The organism is Paenarthrobacter sp. FR1 (assembly GCF_051106045.1).
Classification (GTDB): domain Bacteria; phylum Actinomycetota; class Actinomycetes; order Actinomycetales; family Micrococcaceae; genus Arthrobacter; species Arthrobacter nitroguajacolicus_A.
This window is the reverse complement of sequence record NZ_JBPFSF010000003.1, coordinates 11,797-29,037: the sequence shown is the minus strand read 5'-3', so window position 1 is coordinate 29,037 and position 17,241 is coordinate 11,797. Positions and strand designations below refer to the sequence as shown.

Sequence of the window (17,241 nt, the reverse complement as noted above, 5' to 3'; positions counted from 1 at the left end):
GAGTGACTGCCGCCGTGAGCACAACTGATACGCCCCTCAACGCGTCCCCGGCCCGGGGAAGCATCGGAATTTCCCGCAAGTTCAAGGCGTATCTGGCACTGACAAAACCCCGTGTCATCGAACTGCTCCTGGTCAGCACCCTTCCCACCATGATCTTCGCCCAGCGCGGATTCCCGTCGATCGGCCTCATCCTCGCCACCCTCGTGGGCGGCGCGTTCGCTGCAGGCAGCGCCGGCGTCTTCAACTGCTACATCGACCGCGATATCGACAAACTGATGCACCGCACCGAGAAGCGTCCCCTTGTCACTGGCGAGGTGACTCCGCGCGAGGCCTTGGTTTTCGCCTGGGTTCTTGGCGCTGCGTCCATCGCGATCCTGTGGTTCGGGGCCAACCCGCTGTCAGCCTGGCTGGGCCTCGGTGCCATAGTCTTCTACGTCGTCATTTACACCATGATCCTGAAGCGCCGCACCGCCCAGAACATCGTCTGGGGCGGGGCCGCCGGTTGCTTCCCGGTCCTCATCGCGTGGGCAGCGGTCACCAACACTGTTGAGTGGCCCGCAATCGTGCTCTTCATGGTGATCTTCCTCTGGACGCCTCCCCACTACTGGCCGCTGTCCATGCGCTACGGCGAGGACTACCGCAACGCCAAGGTACCGATGCTCGGCGCCATCGCCGGCGCGAAAGTGGTCTCGGTGCAGGTCGTCCTGTACGCCTGGGCCATGGTTGCCTGCTCCTTGCTGATGGTCCCCGTTGGCGGGGCCGGATGGGTCTACACCATCGTCGCGGTTGCTGCGGGTGCATGGTTCCTCTACGAGAGCCATGCACTGTACAAGCGCGCACAGGGTGGCGACGTCTCCAACAAGGGTGCAATGAAGGTCTTCCACGGTTCCATCAGCTACCTGACGCTGCTCTTCATCGCGCTTGCCGTTGACCCCTTCATCGGTTCACCGATCATCGGCGGCTAGGGCGTCCCACCCCGCAAGCAACAGATACTGACGACGCCGGCACTCACCCGAGTGCCGGCGTCGCTGTTTCGCCCAACGCCACCGCGACGCTCTCTCACCTCCCGCACCCTTTCGCCGGTCCCTCTCTCACCTCCCGCACCCTTTCGCCGGTCCCTCTCGCACGTCTCGCACATGGCACAGGTCCGGAGTTCCAAGGGTGGTGTTCGCGACTGGGCGAGGGGCGCAGGCGGCGGGGCACACCTCCCCATCGCGAAGGCTTCCCTGAGCAACGCCGAAGTGCGGGCATTGTTAGCAACTGACCGACCCCGGAGTCCCCGCCGTCGCCTTGTTTCGAGCTGTTCGGGAATCGAGGGATGCTGAGGGCTCGAACCAAGGCCCCTCCCTGCTGAGCGCTGCCTGGATCACGCTCCAGTGGACAATCCTCGCTGTCTACAGCCACGGTCGGAGCCCGTCCTCGTACAACGGCGCGGTTCGGTAAGTCCAGCGGCATCCAACGAGGAAAGGCGCTGTTCAGCGAGGAGATACAGACACCAATCGCCGCGTGTCATGGTCACGCCCGGGTGCCGGCGCCGCGACCACTTACACATGACAAAAGGGAGCAGTTCAGGATGTGGGAGAGGGTCCCGTTAAAACCCGTGGGATGTGGGAGAGGGTCCCGTTAAAACCCGTGGGATGTGAGAGAGCGAACCTCAAAAAGGGGCGGGATGTGAGAGAGCGAACCTCAAAAAGGGGCGGGATGTGAGCGAGCGTGCGGGGTTCAGGTGGCGGGGCTGTACTTTGCCAGGTCTGCTGCATTCGTCGCAGCACTCATCAGCACGGCAGCGCCGAACATGTGGGCACCGACGAGGAGGGCCGGGATGCCATTGTAGTACTGGGTGAACCCAATGATGGCCTGCAGCAGGGTTACGCCCAACAAGAGATAAGCCGCTGTGCGGAACGGTCCGCCGATCTTGTGGCGCACCACCAGGAACACCGCGAGGAGCGTTCCGGCCGTGATGAGGTAGGCGGGAACGGCGTGGATGTGCGAGAAGAGGTCCCAGTCGAGGTCGTTCCGGGGAGCGTCGGCGTCGCCTGCGTGCGGTCCGGCACCGGTAACTACAACGCCAAGCATCACAGAAAGGGCCGAGAAGACGGCTACTGCCATCATTGCCGGGCGGGCAATCGCCGGAAGGGACGGCAGCGTGCGATTCATGAAGCCCCCGGTCCTGCCGTAAGCCCGGTTGACGAGCAGCGTTGCGAAGACCACCAATGCCATGGACACCAGGAAGTGGAGGCCTACAACCCAGGGGTTGAGGCCTGACAATACGGTGATGCCGCCAATGATGGCCTGGGCCGGGATACTTGCGAGGAGTCCCAGAGCCAGGACAAAGAGGTCGCGACGCTCCTTGCGGAGGTTCCACAAATACACCAACATGAGCGCTGCAACGGCCGCGAGGGCGAACGTAAGCAGTCGGTTGCCGAACTCAATGAATCCGTGAATGCCCATCTCCGGTGTATTGACCAACGAGTCGTTGGTGCATCGCGGCCACGTGGGGCAGCCCAGACCCGAGGCGGTAAGACGGACCGCACCACCGGTCACCACAAGAACCGTCTGCCCAATGAGCGACAGCAGGGCCAGTCGGCGCACCGCCTTGTTGACTTCGGTGGGCAACTTGGACGTGAATCGCTGGATGGTTTTCGGGAGGCGCGATGCCGTGCTCACAGTTTTCTCAACTCTCAGTTCTGCATTGTTAGTGGCTACAGGCTGGTTAGTTCCACTTGAACCAGCGGATGGCTGCGGCGCCGGCTAGCACTGTCCACAGCAGGAGGATCACGACGGCGGGAAGCGGGACGGCCCCCAGCAGGAAGACGTCACGGAGTGCTTCACCCAACGCGCCAGAGGGAAGGAACTGCACTATGCCCTGGGCGAGGGCGGGAAGCCGTTCGGCAGGGACCACAATGCCGCCCAGCGCGCCCAGCAGGATCCACAGCAGGTTGGTGATGGCCAGCGTTGCTTCCGGTCGCACCGTGCCCGCCACCAGCAAGCCCAGTGCTGTGAAGGCGGCGGCACCGAGGACCAGCAACCCAAGCCCAGGCAACCATGCCTCTGGACGTGGCTGCCAGCCAAGAAGGCCGGCAATCGCGCCTACCACCAGGACCTGGAGGAACAGGACCACCAGCACTGCGAGAATCTTGCCCGCAATCAGGCCTCCACGGCCCAAAGGAGTAGTGGAGAGGAACCGGAGGACACCATAGCGACGATCAAACCCCGTCGCGATGCCTTGGCCGGTAAATGCTGTGGACATGGCGCACAGGGCGAGAATTCCAGGGGTCGCCACATCCACACGCGATCCGCCCATGCCGTCCAACATGGGGGTGACCACCAGACCTACAAGTGCCATCAACGGCAGCACGATGGCGAGAATCAGTTGCTCGCCGTTGCGCAGCATGGTGATGGTCTCGTAGCGGCCCTGCTGGATGATCCGGCGCGGCAATGACGCCGGACCGGCGTTGGGTGAGAGGAGCTTGCTCATCTGAGGTCCCTTCCGGAAATATCCAGGAACACATCTTCAAGGCTACGGGCTTCCAAGCGCAGTGAAGCGGGCAAGATGTTCCGTTCTGCCCACCAGGCGGTCAGGGCCGCAAGGTCGTTTGGCGTCAGCTCACCGCTAATCGTGTAGCTGCCCGATCGGGTCTCTGTGATCTGGAGCCCGGCGCCGAGGACACCGGTAAAGTCGAGTCCGGCCGGGGCATCGAAGTACAAGGTCCGGTCCGTCATGGAGGTGTCGGAAGAATGGTCGTGCTTCAGAAGCTCGGCGACTGTTCCTTCTACAACATTGTGTCCGCCGTCGATGATATAGACGTAGTCCGCCAAGCGTTCGGCGTCGTCCATGAGATGCGTCGTGAGGACGATCCCCATTCCTGCGTCCCGAAGTTCTGCGATGAGGTCGAACACCATCTGGCGCGACTGGGGATCCAGCCCTGCACTGGGTTCGTCCAGGAACAGGATCTCCGGGTTTCCCACCAGCGCGGCCGCCAAGGCGAGCCGTTGCTTTTGGCCGCCGGAGAGGCGACGAACAGTGGTCCTGGAAAATTGATCGATTCCGAGGCGCTCCACCAAGGCGTCAACGTCCATGGGGTTTCGGTACATGCCGGCGACGTGCCGCAACAGTGGGATGGGACGGGCCGACGGCGGCAAGCCACCGTCCTGGAGCATCACACCTACGCGCGCCCTCAAGTCCGCACCCGCCGTGTCCGGGTCCGCGCCGAGCAGCGAAATAGTCCCGCCGGTACGTTTTTGAAGACCTTGGGCGCACTCGAGGGTGGTGGTCTTGCCCGCCCCATTTGCCCCCAGAAGGGCGGTGACTTGGCCGCGCTCGGCTACCAGTGACAGTCCGCTGACCACCCGCAGCATTTTGCCGTCAAGCGAGGCCAAAGGGCCTACGTCCTTAATGAGTCCGTCTATGGTGAGGACAGGGGAATCGGGTGATCGCACCAAAGTATTCTACGTGAAGTAGTACGGTCACACTTGGCGGGCAGCCCCAGGTCAGTCTTGCCTTACTGGATGCATGAAACAAATTACGACATGATTGTGTTGTGTATTCCATGAGCAGTCCAGTTTCCATGCCCTCAAAGCGGCATGCTGCAGCGGCAGAGGCCTATGTGCCTTCGCCGGCGCTGCCGGACGCGGATGACCGTACACGGGATCGCGTCCTGAGCGCCGTCTTGGAGAATGGCCCGGTAAGCGCCGCAGAACTGGGAGATCTTCTCGGTTTCACCCCGGCCGCAGTGCGCAGGCACCTTGACCACTTGGAACGCAGTGGCGTGATCGAGGTCAAAAGGGTGGCCAAGGCCGGCTCCGGCGCAGGTCGTCCGGCACGCCGCTATGTCCTCAGTTCCCAGGGCCAGTCAACGCTTGGCGACGATTACCTGAACATCGCCAGTTCCGCGCTGCGGCGCCTGCAGGAACTTGCGGGCGAGGACGCAGTGCGGGAGTACGCGGAAGAACGATTCGCCGACATGGAACGCCGTTACGCCCCTGAGGTGGAAGCGGCCGGTGATGACATCACGGCTCGTGCCATGGCGCTCTCCAAAGCCCTGAGCCGCGACGGCTTCGTCGCCTCTGCCCATTCCATTGAGGCCAAGGCCCCGTTGCCCGCTGCCTTGTCCAGCGTCCAGCTATGCCAAGGGCACTGCCCCATCCAGCGTCTTGCCGCCGAATTCCCGGTGTTCTGCGATACAGAGACCAAGGTCTTCTCCCGCTTGGTGGGCGTCGACGTCCGGCGGCTCTCCACGCTCGCGCAAGGCGGGCACGTCTGCACCACCCATATACCTACCGGGCGACTGGCTGCCACGGCATCCCCAGATGTCGCAGTGCAGTCCGGGAACCCGTATCAGGAATCAAACAACCAGCAAGAAAGGCCGTGATGACGGACCAAATAGCAGAGAAAGCGGTAGCCGACGGCACTGTGATCTCGGAGATTCTGGAGAAGAATCCCGAACTGCACGGTATCGGAAACTACGAGTACGGCTGGGCCGACAAGAACGACGTAGGCGCAAATGCCCGTCGTGGCCTCAACGAGGAGGTTGTCCGCGACATCTCCTCGAAGAAGAACGAGCCCGAATGGATGCTCGATCTGCGCCTCAAGGGCCTGAAGTACTTCGACCGCAAGCCCATGCCCACCTGGGGTGCAGACCTCTCGGGCATCGACTTCGACAACATCAAATACTTCGTGCGTTCCACGGAGAAGCAGGCAGCTACGTGGGAAGACCTCCCCGAAGACATCCGGAACACCTACGAGAAGCTGGGTATCCCGGAAGCTGAGCGCAGCCGTCTCGTCTCGGGTGTCGCTGCCCAGTACGAATCCGAGGTTGTCTACCACCAAATCCGCGAGGATCTGGAAGCCCAGGGCGTCATCTTCCTTGACACGGACACCGCGCTGCGCGAACACCCGGAGATCTTCCAGGAGTACTTCGGCACCATCATCCCGGTGGGCGACAACAAGTTCGCCTCGCTGAACACAGCTGTATGGTCCGGCGGATCGTTCGTGTACGTGCCCAAGGGCGTGCACGTTGATATCCCGCTGCAGGCCTACTTCCGCATCAACACGGAAAACATGGGCCAGTTCGAGCGCACGCTGATCATTGCCGATGAAGACTCGTACGTTCACTACATCGAAGGCTGCACGGCTCCGATCTACACCTCGGACTCCCTGCACTCGGCTGTTGTGGAAATCATCGTGAAGAAGGGCGCCCGCGTCCGCTACACGACCATCCAGAACTGGTCCACCAACGTGTACAACCTCGTCACCAAGCGCGCCATCTGCGAAGAGGGCGCCACCATGGAGTGGATCGATGGCAACATCGGTTCCAAGGTGACCATGAAGTACCCTGCCGTCTACCTTGTTGGCGAGCACGCCAAGGGTGAGACCCTGTCCATCGCCTTTGCCGGCGAAGGCCAGCACCAGGACACGGGCTCCAAGATGGTGCACATCGCGCCGAACACCAAGAGCTCCATCATCTCCAAGTCCGTGGCCCGTGGCGGCGGACGTGCTGCCTACCGCGGCTTGGTCCAGGTCCGCGAAGGCGCCAAGCACTCGGCCAACACGGTCCGCTGTGATGCCCTTCTGGTGGACACCATTTCCCGTTCGGACACGTACCCGTACATCGACATCCGTGAGGATGACGTTGTAATGGGGCACGAGGCCACCGTTTCCCGCGTCAGCGAAGAGCAGCTCTTCTATCTGATGTCCCGCGGCATGCCTGAAGACGAAGCCATGGCCATGATCGTGCGCGGCTTTATCGAGCCGATCGCCCGTGAACTGCCCATGGAATACGCCCTTGAGCTGAACCGCTTGATTGAACTGCAGATGGAAGGGTCCGTCGGTTAACAATGACTGATATCACTACTGAAAAGGCGCGCATCGGCGCGCCCTCGGCCCAGCCGTTTATCAACGGTTTCACCGAGGAAGGCGAAAACCTTTCGCCCGTAAACACCGGGACGAACACCAGCACGACGTCGGAGCAGCCTTCCGCTGGTCCGCTCGCTGGCGCTTCGGCCAAGAGCCACTCGCACGGTGGCGGCGTAGGCATCCCGGACAGCTCGCGGGCAGGCCGCCTCACTTCCTACAAGCTGGCTGACTTCAAGCCGCTGAACGGCTTGGAGGAAGACTGGCGTTTCACACCGCTGAAGCGCCTGCGCGGCCTCCACACCGAAGTCCTCAACGGCGCAGCTCCGGCTGTCAGCGTCACCGCACCGGCCGGCGTCGTTGTTGAAACCGTAGGACGCGATGACAAGCGCATCGGCCAGGCCGCCATCCCGGAGGACCTCGTGTCCGCCAACGCCTGGGAAAACTTCGCCGAAGCCACGGTGGTTACCGTGCCCGCGGAACTGCAGGCGGACAGTGAAGTTTCGGTCCTCATCACCGGTGCCGGAGAGGCTCCTTCCGCCCAGCACATCGTGATTGTGGCGGAGCGTTTCTCCAAGGCCGTCGTGGTCCTTGACCACCAGGGCACCGCAGTTGTCTCCGAGAATGTGGAGATCATCGTCGAAGACGGTGCGGAACTGACCGTAGTCTCACTGCAGGAGTGGGCAGACAACGCCGTCCACGCGTCATCGCAGCAGGCCAAGATCGGCCGCGACGCCAAGTTCAAGCACATCGTGGTCAGCCTCGGCGGGGACCTCGTCCGCGTTACGCCGTCCACTCGCTTTACTGCACCTGGCGCCGACGTCGAAATGTTCGGCTTGTACTTCGCAGATGCCGGACAGCACCTCGAGCAGCGCCTCTTCGTGGACCACGCAGTGGCCAACTGCAAGTCCCGGGTTCTCTACAAGGGCGCACTGCAGGGCCGCAATGCCCACAGTGTCTGGGTTGGCGACGTCCTGATCCGCAAGGAAGCCGAAGGCACCGACACCTACGAGGCCAACCGCAACCTGGTGCTCACCGACGGTGCCCGCGCGGATTCGGTTCCCAACCTCGAAATCGAAACCGGCTTGATCGAGGGTGCAGGCCACGCCAGCGCCACCGGCCGTTTCGATGACGAGCACCTGTTCTACCTGATGGCCCGTGGCATTCCCGAAAAGGTTGCCCGCCGCCTGGTGGTCCGAGGATTCCTCAACGAGATCATCCAGCAGATCAAGGTCCCGGCAATCGAAGAGCGCCTGACCGCAGCCGTTGAGCGCGAACTCGCCGCGACCGACAACTAAGACAGGCCAGGCAGGACAACAATGAGTGAAGAAACCAAGGGCGAACTGGTATGCAACGCCAATGACATCCAGGTCAAGCAGGCGCTGCGTGTCCTGATCGACGACTACCCCGTAGCCATCGTGAAGGACTCGATGGGCGATATCCACGCCATCGCCGATACCTGCTCGCACGCGGACATCTCGTTGTCCGAGGGCGAGGTTGAAGGCTGCGCGATCGAATGCTGGGGACACGGTTCCCAGTTCGATCTTCGCAGCGGCCAGCCCCTCCAGCTGCCTGCTTATGACCCCGTCCCGGTTTTCGCCGTCACCATCGACGGAGACGACGTTTACGTGGACGTGACCAACGTTGTGAACGGCGCTTCGGTAGATAACTACTGAGCGTCCAGTACCGCCAGACTTACGAACGAAAAGAAAGAAGAGCATGTCAACTCTTGAGATCAAGGACCTGCACGTCAGCATTGAGACGGAGCAGGGCACCAAGGAGATCCTGAAGGGCGTCAGCCTGACCATCAAGACCGGCGAGACCCACGCCATCATGGGCCCCAATGGTTCGGGCAAGTCCACGCTCGCCTCCACCATCGCCGGTCACCCGCGCTACAACGTCACCAGCGGCACCATCACGCTGGACGGCGAAGACGTCCTCGAGATGAGCGTCGACGAACGTGCCCGCGCAGGCGTCTTCCTGGCCATGCAGTACCCCGTAGAGGTTCCGGGCGTCACCATGACCAACTTCCTGCGCACCGCCAAGACAGCCATCGACGGTGAAGCACCGGCGCTGCGTACCTGGACCAAGGACGTCAAGGCGGCCATGCAGCAGCTGCGCATCGACGCCGACTTTGCCCAGCGCAATGTCAATGAAGGCTTCTCCGGTGGCGAGAAGAAGCGTGTCGAGATCCTGCAGCTTGAGCTCTTCAAGCCGAAGTTCGCCATCCTCGACGAGACCGACTCCGGCTTGGACGTCGACGCCCTGAAGGTTGTTTCCGAGGGCGTCAACCGTGCGCACGAAGAAGGCAACATGGGTACGCTGCTCATCACCCACTACACCCGCATCCTGCGCTACATCAAGCCGGACTTCGTTCACGTCTTCGTCGACGGCAAGGTTGTTGAAGAGGGTGGCCCCGAGCTCGCGGACCGTCTCGAAGAAGAAGGCTACGACCGCTACGCTCCAGGCGCCGGCGTTGCCGTTGCTCCTGCCGTGCAGGCCTAGTTAGGATCGTTCCATGACCGAAATCAACACGGCGCGCACCAGCCTCGAGGACGTCGAGGAAGCGCTTAAGGACGTCATTGACCCGGAACTTGGGGTCAACGTGGTGGACTTGGGCCTCCTTTACGGACTCAAGTACTCGGACGAGGACGGCGCCCTCCTGATTGACATGACACTGACCACGGCGGCGTGCCCGCTGACGGACGTGCTTGAAGAGCAGGTTGGCAAGTCCCTCGACGGAGTCGTTGACGATTGGCGCCTGAACTGGGTATGGATGCCGCCGTGGGGTCCTGAGCGGATCACCGACGACGGCAAGGACCAGATGCGGGCCCTCGGCTTCAACATCTGATCAGCAGGATTTGTCCGGAAAGCGGGCATAAGGAAGGGTTCCGGGCATGTTGCCCGGAACCCTTCCTTTTTCATGACACCACAGCCCTAGGGCGTGGCCACTCCGAACGTGTCGCATTTGTTGATGTCGCCGGTGGTGTAGCCCTGATAGAACCATTTCTGCCGTTGCTCGCTGGAGCCATGGGTCCACGACTCGGGCGAGACCCTTCCGGTTGCTGCTTGTTGGATCCGGTCGTCGCCGACGGCGGACGCGGCCGAGAGCGCATCCTGCAGGTCCTGCTCGGTGAGCGGATCCAGGAAGGGCCTGCCGCTGGCATCGGTTTGCGTTGTGGCGTGGCGAACCCACAGCCCGGCAAAGCAATCCGCCTGCAACTCCACCCGGACTGCTCCGGACTGCGGGCCCTGTGGGTCCTGCTGGGCCTGGTCCAAGGTCCCCAGGATGTTCTGTACGTGATGCCCAAACTCATGGGCCACCACGTATTCCTGTGCCAAGGGCCCACCCGATGAACCGAAGCGGGTCACCAACTCGTCAAAGAAGCCCGGATCAAAATAGGCTTTGACGTCCGCCGGGCAGTAAAAGGGTCCCACTGCCGCGGTGGCTGGGCCGCACCCTGTGTTCGTGGCCGTATCGAAGATGACCGTCCCCGGCCGCGAGTACTGCACGTTGTACTGGGCCAGGTAATCGGGCCAGAAGGCATTGAGACTGTTCACAGTGCCTGTGATCCGGCAATCCAGGCGCTTGTCCGCATCGGCACCCGTCTGGCATTCCTGGATACCTCCCGCGCCGGGACCGCCACTTTCGACGGCGGGTGGCTGGCTTCCGCCGCCCGTCAAGTCTCCCAGGACGTTCGGATTTACCCCGAGCAGCACCAGCAAAAGCACCACGATGCCGCCGCCGATGCCACCACCAATCTTGGTCCCTCGGCCCATTCCACCGCCGCGTCGGTCTTCTACTTGGGACGGGTCAAGCTGCGCACCATCGTTGAAACTCATACAGTCAGAATAGACGTCACTTTTAGTGCCGGAGGCTGGACACTGCCGTAAAATTGGTTGGATGCCTTTCCTGGACAAACTTCAACTCTGGGCTGATGAGCGCCCCCACGACACCGCCGTCGTTGTTGGCAGCAGCCGAATCACCTGGGTGGAACTCCGCGATGCCGCAGCAGCGCTGCTCGGAACCGCCGGAGCCACTACGGTGCTGGCTGAGCCAAACTCCGTCCGCTTCGTCGCACACTATGCTGCCGCCGTAGCAGGGGAGCGGCGCTGCGCCGTCCTGGACCCGCAATGGCCGGCCGCCATGATCGAGGACGTGGCTTCGCGCCTCCTGGACAACGCCTCTGCGACCGGGACAGAACTCGTGGATGGAGATACTTCCAGCACTTTCCTGATCGGTCTCACCTCCGGCACCACTTCCGTGCCGAAAGCCTTCACTCGCTCCCGCCGCTCGTGGCAGGTGTCCTTTGACGCCTCCATCGAGTTTTTCGGGCTTGCGCAGGATGACCGTACGCTGGCGCCTGGCCCGCTTTCCGCCAGCCTGAACCTCTATGCCCTCTCGGAGTGCCTGTATGCCGGCGCCGCGTTTCACACCCTGGCATTCTTCGATGTTGGTGACGCCCACGCAGCCATCAGCCATGACGGCATCACCCGCCTTGTGCTGGCTCCCACCATGCTCCGGTTGCTCAGTGAACGGGGCCTCGCCGGCGATGTCGATGCCTCCGGTATCCGCAGCATCATTTGCGCGGGTTCCAAGCTGGACGCCCGGACTTTGGAGGCGGCACGCCGATGGGCGCCGCATGCCGCCATCTATGAGTACTACGGCGCCTCGGAGCTGAGTTTCGTCTCCGGCACCCGCCTTGCCGCGGGTGAACCGCTGGACGCCGGCGGCACAGGAATCGGAACCCCGTTTCCCGGTGTCGAACTGAGCATCCTTGACGATGCAGGCCGGCCGCTTCCCGATGGAGACCATGGGAATATCAGCGTGCGCAGCGGTATGGTCAGCAACGGCTACTTGTGGGGCGATGACGGGCAGGCGTTGCGGTGCCTCGATGGCTGGTACACGGTGGGGGACCAGGGCTACCTCGACCATGGCACCCTCCACATCCTTGGCAGGCGTTCGGACATGATCATCACGGCCGGAAAGAACGTCTACCCGCACGAGGTTGAACTCGCCATCGCCTCCGTTCCCGGGATCGAGCTCGCGATCGCCGCCGGGGCGCCCGACGATCTCCGCGGTCAAAAAGTGATCGCCGGAATCGTGCCTGCCTACGGTGCCGTGACAGCTACGCAGCTCCGTACGGGCCTTGATGGCCTGCTGGCACGGGACAAGTGGCCGCTGCAGTATTACGTATTGTCGGAGTTGCCCGTGACCGACCGAGGCAAGGTCAGCCGCAAGGTGCTCCTCGATTGGATCAAGAACCATGATGCGCGGGCGCAGCCTCTTGGCTAGCGTCAATCCGTCCGGCAGGGGCACGGATGAATCCCGGCAGCCGGTCATCATCGCCGCGTTGCGGTCACCGATATGTCGCGCCAACGGGCAACTGAAGCAGTTCCGAGCGCCGGACTTGCTGGCACCAGTGTTGAGTTCGCTGCTGGAGTCCACAGGTATGGACCCAGTAGAAGTGGATGATGTCATCATCGGCAATGCCGTGGGTGGGGGAGGAAACCTTGCCAGGTACGCCGCCCTCCAGGCCGGCTTGCCAATGACCGTTCCAGGGCTCACTGTGGACCGCCAGTGCGGCTCAGGGCTGGACGCGATTGCCCTGGCCTCGCGGCTGGTGGCGGCCGGCGGCGATCCCCTGTACCTGGCCGGCGGCGTCGAAAGCATCAGTTCGGCACCGGCCCGCGCTCACAGGAACGACGACGGCGGCCTGGACTTTTACGCCCGGGCCACCTTCGTGCCACCCGAGTTCGGCGACCCGGACATGGGTGTGGCGGCGGAGAACGTGGCAAGGGACTTTGGGGTGACCCGGCAGCGGCAGGACGAGTACGCGCTCAGAAGCCATCGCCGTGCAGTGGACGCCGCTGCTGCCGGGAAGTTCTCGGAGGAGATCGTTCCGCTCACGAGCAATGGAACACTGGTGGATACCGACGACGGCCCCAAACCTTCACTGCGGGCGCCGCTGATGGCGAGGTTCCCGGCTGCATTCGTGCGCGGTGGAACGGTCACGGCAGCAAACTCATGCTTCGACGCCGACGCGGCGTCCGCGGTCGTCATCACGTCGCTGAAGCGTGCACGCAGCATGGGTGCCGCAGACGGCTTGACCGTTTTGGGCTGCGACACCCATGGAGTGGACCCGGAACTGCTGGGTATCGGTGCCGCCTACGCAGCCGAACGCTTGCTGTCGTCGAGCAACCTGGTGGCTGATGAAGTTGACCTCATCGAATTCAACGAGGCTTTCGCATCCCAGACGATCGCATGCCTGGAGCATTTGGGCGTGGACCCTGCCAGGGCCAACCTCGAAGGAGGAGCGCTGGCGTTGGGCCACGGCTACGGAGCTTCGGGGGCCGTCCTGGTCACGCGACTGTTCGCACAAGCGCGCAGGAAGTACCAGGAAACGGGTGCGTCGGCGCTCGGGTTGGCGATGATCAGCATCGCCGGCGGCATGGGAACTGCTGCCCTCCTGCGGTATTCAAGGCTCTAGCTCTTCTCCGGGATTTCCTCAGCCTCGCCCAGCCCCCGGGCGGCCAACGCGTCGCCCGTCTGCCGGGCGTAGGCCACAGTGGTGATGAAGACAGGAAGGACCAGCGCCCGGGGATTGCGTTCCAGACCGCGGGCACGCGCTGAGTCCCGGACATCGGAGAAGGCGCCGGCGATGAAAGGAATGCTCCTCAGCATCACTGCGATGGTCAGTGCGAAGCGCTCGGGGTCGGCACCGAGCCGGCGGAAGGGCTTGGCCAACGACACCACGCCGTCCAGAAGGTCCTGCACCGGTGTTGTTGCTGTCAGCACCGAGGCCGCCACAACGCAGACCAGGATGTTCACTACGATGCGGGCCGCCGTCGGTCCCCCCAGCTGCCACCACTGGAAGAGCCCGATGACCAGGAGGATCGGCGCCACCATCCAGATTGCCCTGAGGAGGCGCCGCACGCCGGCACCGCTGAGAAGGAACAGCCCGCACATGACGGCGAAGATCGCCAGGGACACAGCCCAGTCCACGATCAGGAACGACGCCGTTCCGCAGGCAACCACCACCAGGAATTTCAGCCAGAGCGGAGTGCGGTGGATCACCGAGTCTCCGCGTACGTAGTTGGCAATCAGGAAGCCGTGGCCCCTCACCGTGGAGCACTTTCGTGCGGCAGTTCACCCAGGGAAGCTGCGCACAGCGCCCGGTAAAGGGCAACGCCCTCGGCTGCACCGCCGTCGAACACTATGCGGCCCGACTCCACCACCAGGACGCGATCCATGTCCAGCGCCAGATCGAGGTCGTGCGTGGACATGATGACCTGCTGGTCCAATCCCGCAAGTGTTCGGCGCAGAAGTTCGCGGTTGCGGAGGTCCAGCAGCGTGGAAGGCTCGTCCAGGACCAACACTCCAGGATTCACGGCCAGGACGGCGGCCAGCGCCAGTAACTGCCGCTCGCCACCAGAGAGCTCATAAATGCTTTGGTCGGCAAGGTGGAGCAGGCCAAAGCGATCCAGGACGGACTCGGCCCGGGCCGCACGTTCCTTCGAATTCTTCACGGATCGACGCAACGACAACTCAACGTCCTCGCGCCCTGTCGGCATGACCAGCTGGGACAGGGGATCGGTGAAGACGAAGCCCACATTGCCCCGGACACGGCGGACGTCCGTCACCGTGTCGGCGCCACCCACGGTCACCGTTCCGGCACTCGGTTCCACTAAGCCATTCAGGAGGCGCAGAAGCGTTGATTTCCCGGATCCGTTGGCGCCAATCACGCCGATGCGACGCTCGGACAACTCCAGGGAGAAGTCATGCAGCAGGGTCTTGGGCGCGTCCCGGCCGTCGACGGCGATCCGCACCGAGACCCTGCTGAAACTGATGAGGTTCATGTACTGGTTGTTCCCGCTTTACTTGACTCGACGTACCAGGACGTCAGGGAAGGCCTTGTGGATTGCCAAGGCAATCACCACGGCCAGTACGTTCTTGATGATGTCGCCCGGGTAGAAGGCGAGATCTGCGATGAACGCCTTGGTGAAATCCAGTTTGCCGTTAACCATCATCCCCAGGACACCCAGGCCGTGGACGATCACGATGCTGCTGACCATGGTCGCGGCAAAGAGCCACAGCCCGCGGTTCCTGACCGTCCGGCGAATCACGACGCCGGCCAGGTAACCGGTGGCGGCAGCGGCCAGGGGGAACGCGATAATGTAGCCGGCGGAAGGGCTGGCAAGGATACCCAGGCCGCTGCGGCCGCCGCTGAAGATCGGCAAGCCTGCCAGGCCCAGGAGGACATAAAGACCGACGGCGGCAAAGCCGCGCCCAGCGCCGAGGACCAATCCGCTGAGCATCACTGTAAGGGTCACCAAGGTAATCGGAACCCCAAGCGCCCCTACAGGAATGCCGGGCACAATGGCGGAGGCGGCCACAAGGGCCGCAAACACGGCAATGAGGCCGAGGTCAGTCGCGGTCCAGCGTTTTCGGGAGGCGGCGGTGCGCTGCGACGTGGAAGCGGCAGCAGCGGCAGAGTCAGTCTTGCTCATGACGGTCCTATCAGGTGTGGTGCGAAGCGATGGAAGTGCGTGTTTTTCCCCTGCTTTTGAGGATACGGAGGCCTTGGAACCGGGTTTTTGGAGCCTCTCCACAACGGACGGGCAGCAATCTTTGGTCGATGACACAGTTTTCGCTGTCCGGGGACGATGTCAGCCAGCGGCCATGCTGCCGGTAGACTTGAACAGGCTGTTCTCACGGCCGCCCCCGCCGCACTTATCGGACCCACCGGTCCCCGCAGGCGTTCCCCATTGAAAGGCATCACCCGAATTGATTACCGTCCAGGAACTCGAACTCCGCGCCGGCGCACGCCTGCTCATGGACCAGGTTAACTTCAGGGTGGACAAAGGCGACAAGATCGGGCTGGTTGGCCGCAACGGTGCCGGCAAGACCACGCTCACGCGCGTCCTCGCAGGAGAAGGCCTTCCCGCTGGTGGAAAGGTAACCCGAAGCGGCGAGATCGGGTACCTGCCGCAGGACCCGCGCACTCCGGACATGGAACAGCTCGCCCGTGACCGCATCCTTTCTGCACGTGGCCTGGACGTGGTGGTGGGGAAGCTCAAGAAGGCTCAGATGGAAATGGCCAGCGAGGACGCAGCCGTCCAGCGCAAGGCCATGAACCGCTACGACCGCTTGGAAGCTGAGTTCCTGGCTGGGGGCGGCTACGCCGCAGAAGCCGAAGCCGCTGCGATCTCCTCCAACCTTGCCCTGCCGGAGCGCATCCTCAACCAGCCGCTGAAGACCCTTTCCGGTGGTCAGCGTCGTCGTGTGGAGCTCGCCCGCATTCTCTACTCTTCGGCTGAGACGCTGCTGCTTGACGAACCAACCAACCACCTCGACGCCGATTCCATCACCTGGCTGCGCGACTTCCTCAAGGACCACCAGGGCGGGCTGATTGTCATCAGCCACGACGTGGAACTGCTGGAAGCCACGGTCAACAAGGTCTACCACCTGGACGCCAACCGCGCCCAGATCGACTACTACAACATGGGCTGGAAGCGCTATCTCCAGCAGCGCGAGACGGATGAGCGGGCCCGCAAGCGTGAGCGTGCCAACGCTGAGAAAAAGGCCCAGGTCCTCATCGACCAAGCCAACAAGATGCGTGCCAAGGCTACGAAGGCCGTCGCGGCGCAGAACATGGCCAAGCGGGCTGAACGCCTCCTCGGCGGCCTGGAAGCTGTCCGCGAGAATGATCGCGTGGCCGCGCTGCGGTTCCCGGACCCGTCACCATGTGGCAAGACGCCGCTCACCGCGGAGGGCCTGAGCAAGTCCTACGGATCCTTGGAGATCTTCACAGACGTGGACCTCGCCATCGACCGCGGCTCCAAGGTGGTCATCCTGGGGCTCAACGGTGCAGGCAAGACCACCCTGTTGCGGATGCTGGCAGGAGTCGACAAGCCGGACACCGGCGACATCATTCCGGGCCACGGCCTCAAGGTTGGCTACTACGCCCAGGAACACGAAACCCTGGACCACGATCGCACTGTCCTGGAAAACATGCGGTCTTCCGCCCCGGACATGAAGGACGCCGAAGTGCGCGGAATCCTGGGCTCGTTCCTGTTTTCCGGTGACGACGTCGACAAGCCTGCCGGCGTCCTGTCCGGCGGCGAAAAGACGCGCCTGGCTCTAGCGACGATCGTGGCCTCAAGCGCCAACGTGCTGCTCCTTGATGAGCCCACCAACAACCTGGACCCTGCCAGCCGTGCAGAGATCCTGGGCGCGCTCAAAAACTACAGCGGCGCCGTTGTCATGGTCAGCCACGATGAAGGTGCCGTCTCGGCACTGAACCCGGAGCGTGTGGTGCTGCTCCCGGACGGTGTGGAGGACCACTGGAACGAGGACTACCTGGACCTCATTACCCTGGCCTAGG

At 63.0% G+C, this 17,241-nt stretch carries 17 protein-coding genes; 10 read left to right on the top strand and 7 right to left on the bottom strand.

Translation table 11 applies throughout. From position 1 onward, the window contains the following. Window positions 1-2 precede the first annotated feature (2 nt). Complete coding sequence (locus ACR30Z_RS07085; protein WP_144648238.1) at window positions 3-965, top strand: heme o synthase; 963 nt, start codon at window positions 3-5, stop codon at window positions 963-965. 757 nt (window positions 966-1,722) lie between these two features. Here the strand turns inward: ACR30Z_RS07085 and ACR30Z_RS07080 are convergent. The 3 genes from ACR30Z_RS07080 to ACR30Z_RS07070 are packed head-to-tail and all read right to left on the bottom strand — an operon-like array spanning window position 1,723 to window position 4,440. Further along, complete coding sequence (locus ACR30Z_RS07080) at window positions 1,723-2,667, bottom strand: COX15/CtaA family protein (protein WP_434371775.1); 945 nt, start codon at window positions 2,665-2,667, stop codon at window positions 1,723-1,725. A gap of 46 nt (window positions 2,668-2,713) precedes the next feature. Continuing rightward, entirely contained in the window at window positions 2,714-3,478 is a 765-nt protein-coding gene (locus ACR30Z_RS07075; RefSeq protein WP_434371773.1) for an ABC transporter permease, read from the bottom strand. After that, window positions 3,475-4,440 (bottom strand): ABC transporter ATP-binding protein, encoded by a 966-nt coding sequence (locus tag ACR30Z_RS07070; protein WP_434371771.1) that lies wholly within the window; start codon window positions 4,438-4,440, stop codon window positions 3,475-3,477. The genes ACR30Z_RS07075 and ACR30Z_RS07070 overlap by 4 nt, the downstream gene beginning before the upstream one ends. Window positions 4,441-4,550: 110 nt before the next feature. On the opposite strand from ACR30Z_RS07070, the gene ACR30Z_RS07065 reads away from it, so the two are divergent. Genes ACR30Z_RS07065 through ACR30Z_RS07040 form a run of 6 tightly spaced genes read left to right on the top strand, consistent with a single transcriptional unit; the run spans window position 4,551 to window position 9,704 of the window. Continuing rightward, a complete protein-coding gene (locus ACR30Z_RS07065; protein WP_434371769.1) occupies window positions 4,551-5,372 on the top strand; it encodes a helix-turn-helix transcriptional regulator in 822 nt (273 codons plus the stop codon). Beyond that, a complete protein-coding gene (gene sufB, locus ACR30Z_RS07060; protein ID WP_011774792.1) occupies window positions 5,372-6,835 on the top strand; it encodes a Fe-S cluster assembly protein SufB in 1,464 nt (487 codons plus the stop codon). Before ACR30Z_RS07065 ends, sufB begins: the two co-directional genes overlap by 1 nt. Window positions 6,836-6,837: 2 nt before the next feature. Continuing rightward, a complete protein-coding gene (gene sufD, locus ACR30Z_RS07055) occupies window positions 6,838-8,151 on the top strand; it encodes a Fe-S cluster assembly protein SufD (protein WP_144648243.1) in 1,314 nt (437 codons plus the stop codon). A 21-nt stretch (window positions 8,152-8,172) separates the two neighbouring features. Continuing rightward, entirely contained in the window at window positions 8,173-8,529 is a 357-nt protein-coding gene (locus tag ACR30Z_RS07050; protein ID WP_011774794.1) for a non-heme iron oxygenase ferredoxin subunit, read from the top strand. 43 nt (window positions 8,530-8,572) lie between these two features. After that, window positions 8,573-9,358, top strand: a complete 786-nt coding sequence (gene sufC / locus ACR30Z_RS07045; protein WP_011774795.1) for a Fe-S cluster assembly ATPase SufC — start codon at window positions 8,573-8,575, stop codon at window positions 9,356-9,358. Between the two features lie 13 nt (window positions 9,359-9,371). Continuing rightward, the gene (locus ACR30Z_RS07040; protein ID WP_011774796.1) at window positions 9,372-9,704 is read left to right on the top strand and encodes a metal-sulfur cluster assembly factor; all 333 of its coding nucleotides are present in this window, start codon (window positions 9,372-9,374) and stop codon (window positions 9,702-9,704) included. Window positions 9,705-9,790: 86 nt separating this feature from the next. Here ACR30Z_RS07040 and ypfJ read toward each other — a convergent pair whose 3' ends face one another. Further along, entirely contained in the window at window positions 9,791-10,696 is a 906-nt protein-coding gene (gene ypfJ / locus ACR30Z_RS07035; RefSeq protein ID WP_434371766.1) for a KPN_02809 family neutral zinc metallopeptidase, read from the bottom strand. Between the two features lie 61 nt (window positions 10,697-10,757). Here ypfJ and ACR30Z_RS07030 point away from each other — a divergent pair, with 61 nt between their 5' ends. Further along, window positions 10,758-12,149: a class I adenylate-forming enzyme family protein gene (locus ACR30Z_RS07030; protein ID WP_434371764.1), complete on the top strand. Its 1,392-nt coding sequence runs from the start codon at window positions 10,758-10,760 to the stop codon at window positions 12,147-12,149. Beyond that, complete coding sequence (locus ACR30Z_RS07025) at window positions 12,124-13,344, top strand: thiolase family protein (protein ID WP_434372153.1); 1,221 nt, start codon at window positions 12,124-12,126, stop codon at window positions 13,342-13,344. Before ACR30Z_RS07030 ends, ACR30Z_RS07025 begins: the two co-directional genes overlap by 26 nt. On the opposite strand, the gene ACR30Z_RS07020 is transcribed toward ACR30Z_RS07025, so the two are convergent. The 3 genes from ACR30Z_RS07020 to ACR30Z_RS07010 are packed head-to-tail and all read right to left on the bottom strand — an operon-like array spanning window position 13,341 to window position 15,364. Continuing rightward, window positions 13,341-13,979, bottom strand: a complete 639-nt coding sequence (locus ACR30Z_RS07020) for an energy-coupling factor transporter transmembrane component T family protein (protein ID WP_144648246.1) — start codon at window positions 13,977-13,979, stop codon at window positions 13,341-13,343. The genes ACR30Z_RS07025 and ACR30Z_RS07020 overlap by 4 nt on opposite strands. Then, window positions 13,976-14,713 (bottom strand): energy-coupling factor ABC transporter ATP-binding protein, encoded by a 738-nt coding sequence (locus ACR30Z_RS07015; RefSeq protein WP_434371762.1) that lies wholly within the window; start codon window positions 14,711-14,713, stop codon window positions 13,976-13,978. The genes ACR30Z_RS07020 and ACR30Z_RS07015 overlap by 4 nt, the downstream gene beginning before the upstream one ends. 18 nt (window positions 14,714-14,731) lie before the next feature. Then, window positions 14,732-15,364 carry a biotin transporter BioY gene (locus ACR30Z_RS07010; protein ID WP_144648248.1) on the bottom strand — a complete coding sequence of 211 codons (633 nt, stop codon included), beginning with the start codon at window positions 15,362-15,364 and terminating at the stop codon, window positions 14,732-14,734. 277 nt (window positions 15,365-15,641) lie between these two features. On the opposite strand from ACR30Z_RS07010, the gene ACR30Z_RS07005 reads away from it, so the two are divergent. Then, on the top strand, window positions 15,642-17,240 hold the full coding sequence (locus ACR30Z_RS07005; RefSeq protein ID WP_144648249.1) for an ABC-F family ATP-binding cassette domain-containing protein: 1,599 nt from the start codon (window positions 15,642-15,644) through the stop codon (window positions 17,238-17,240). Window position 17,241 lies beyond the last annotated feature (1 nt).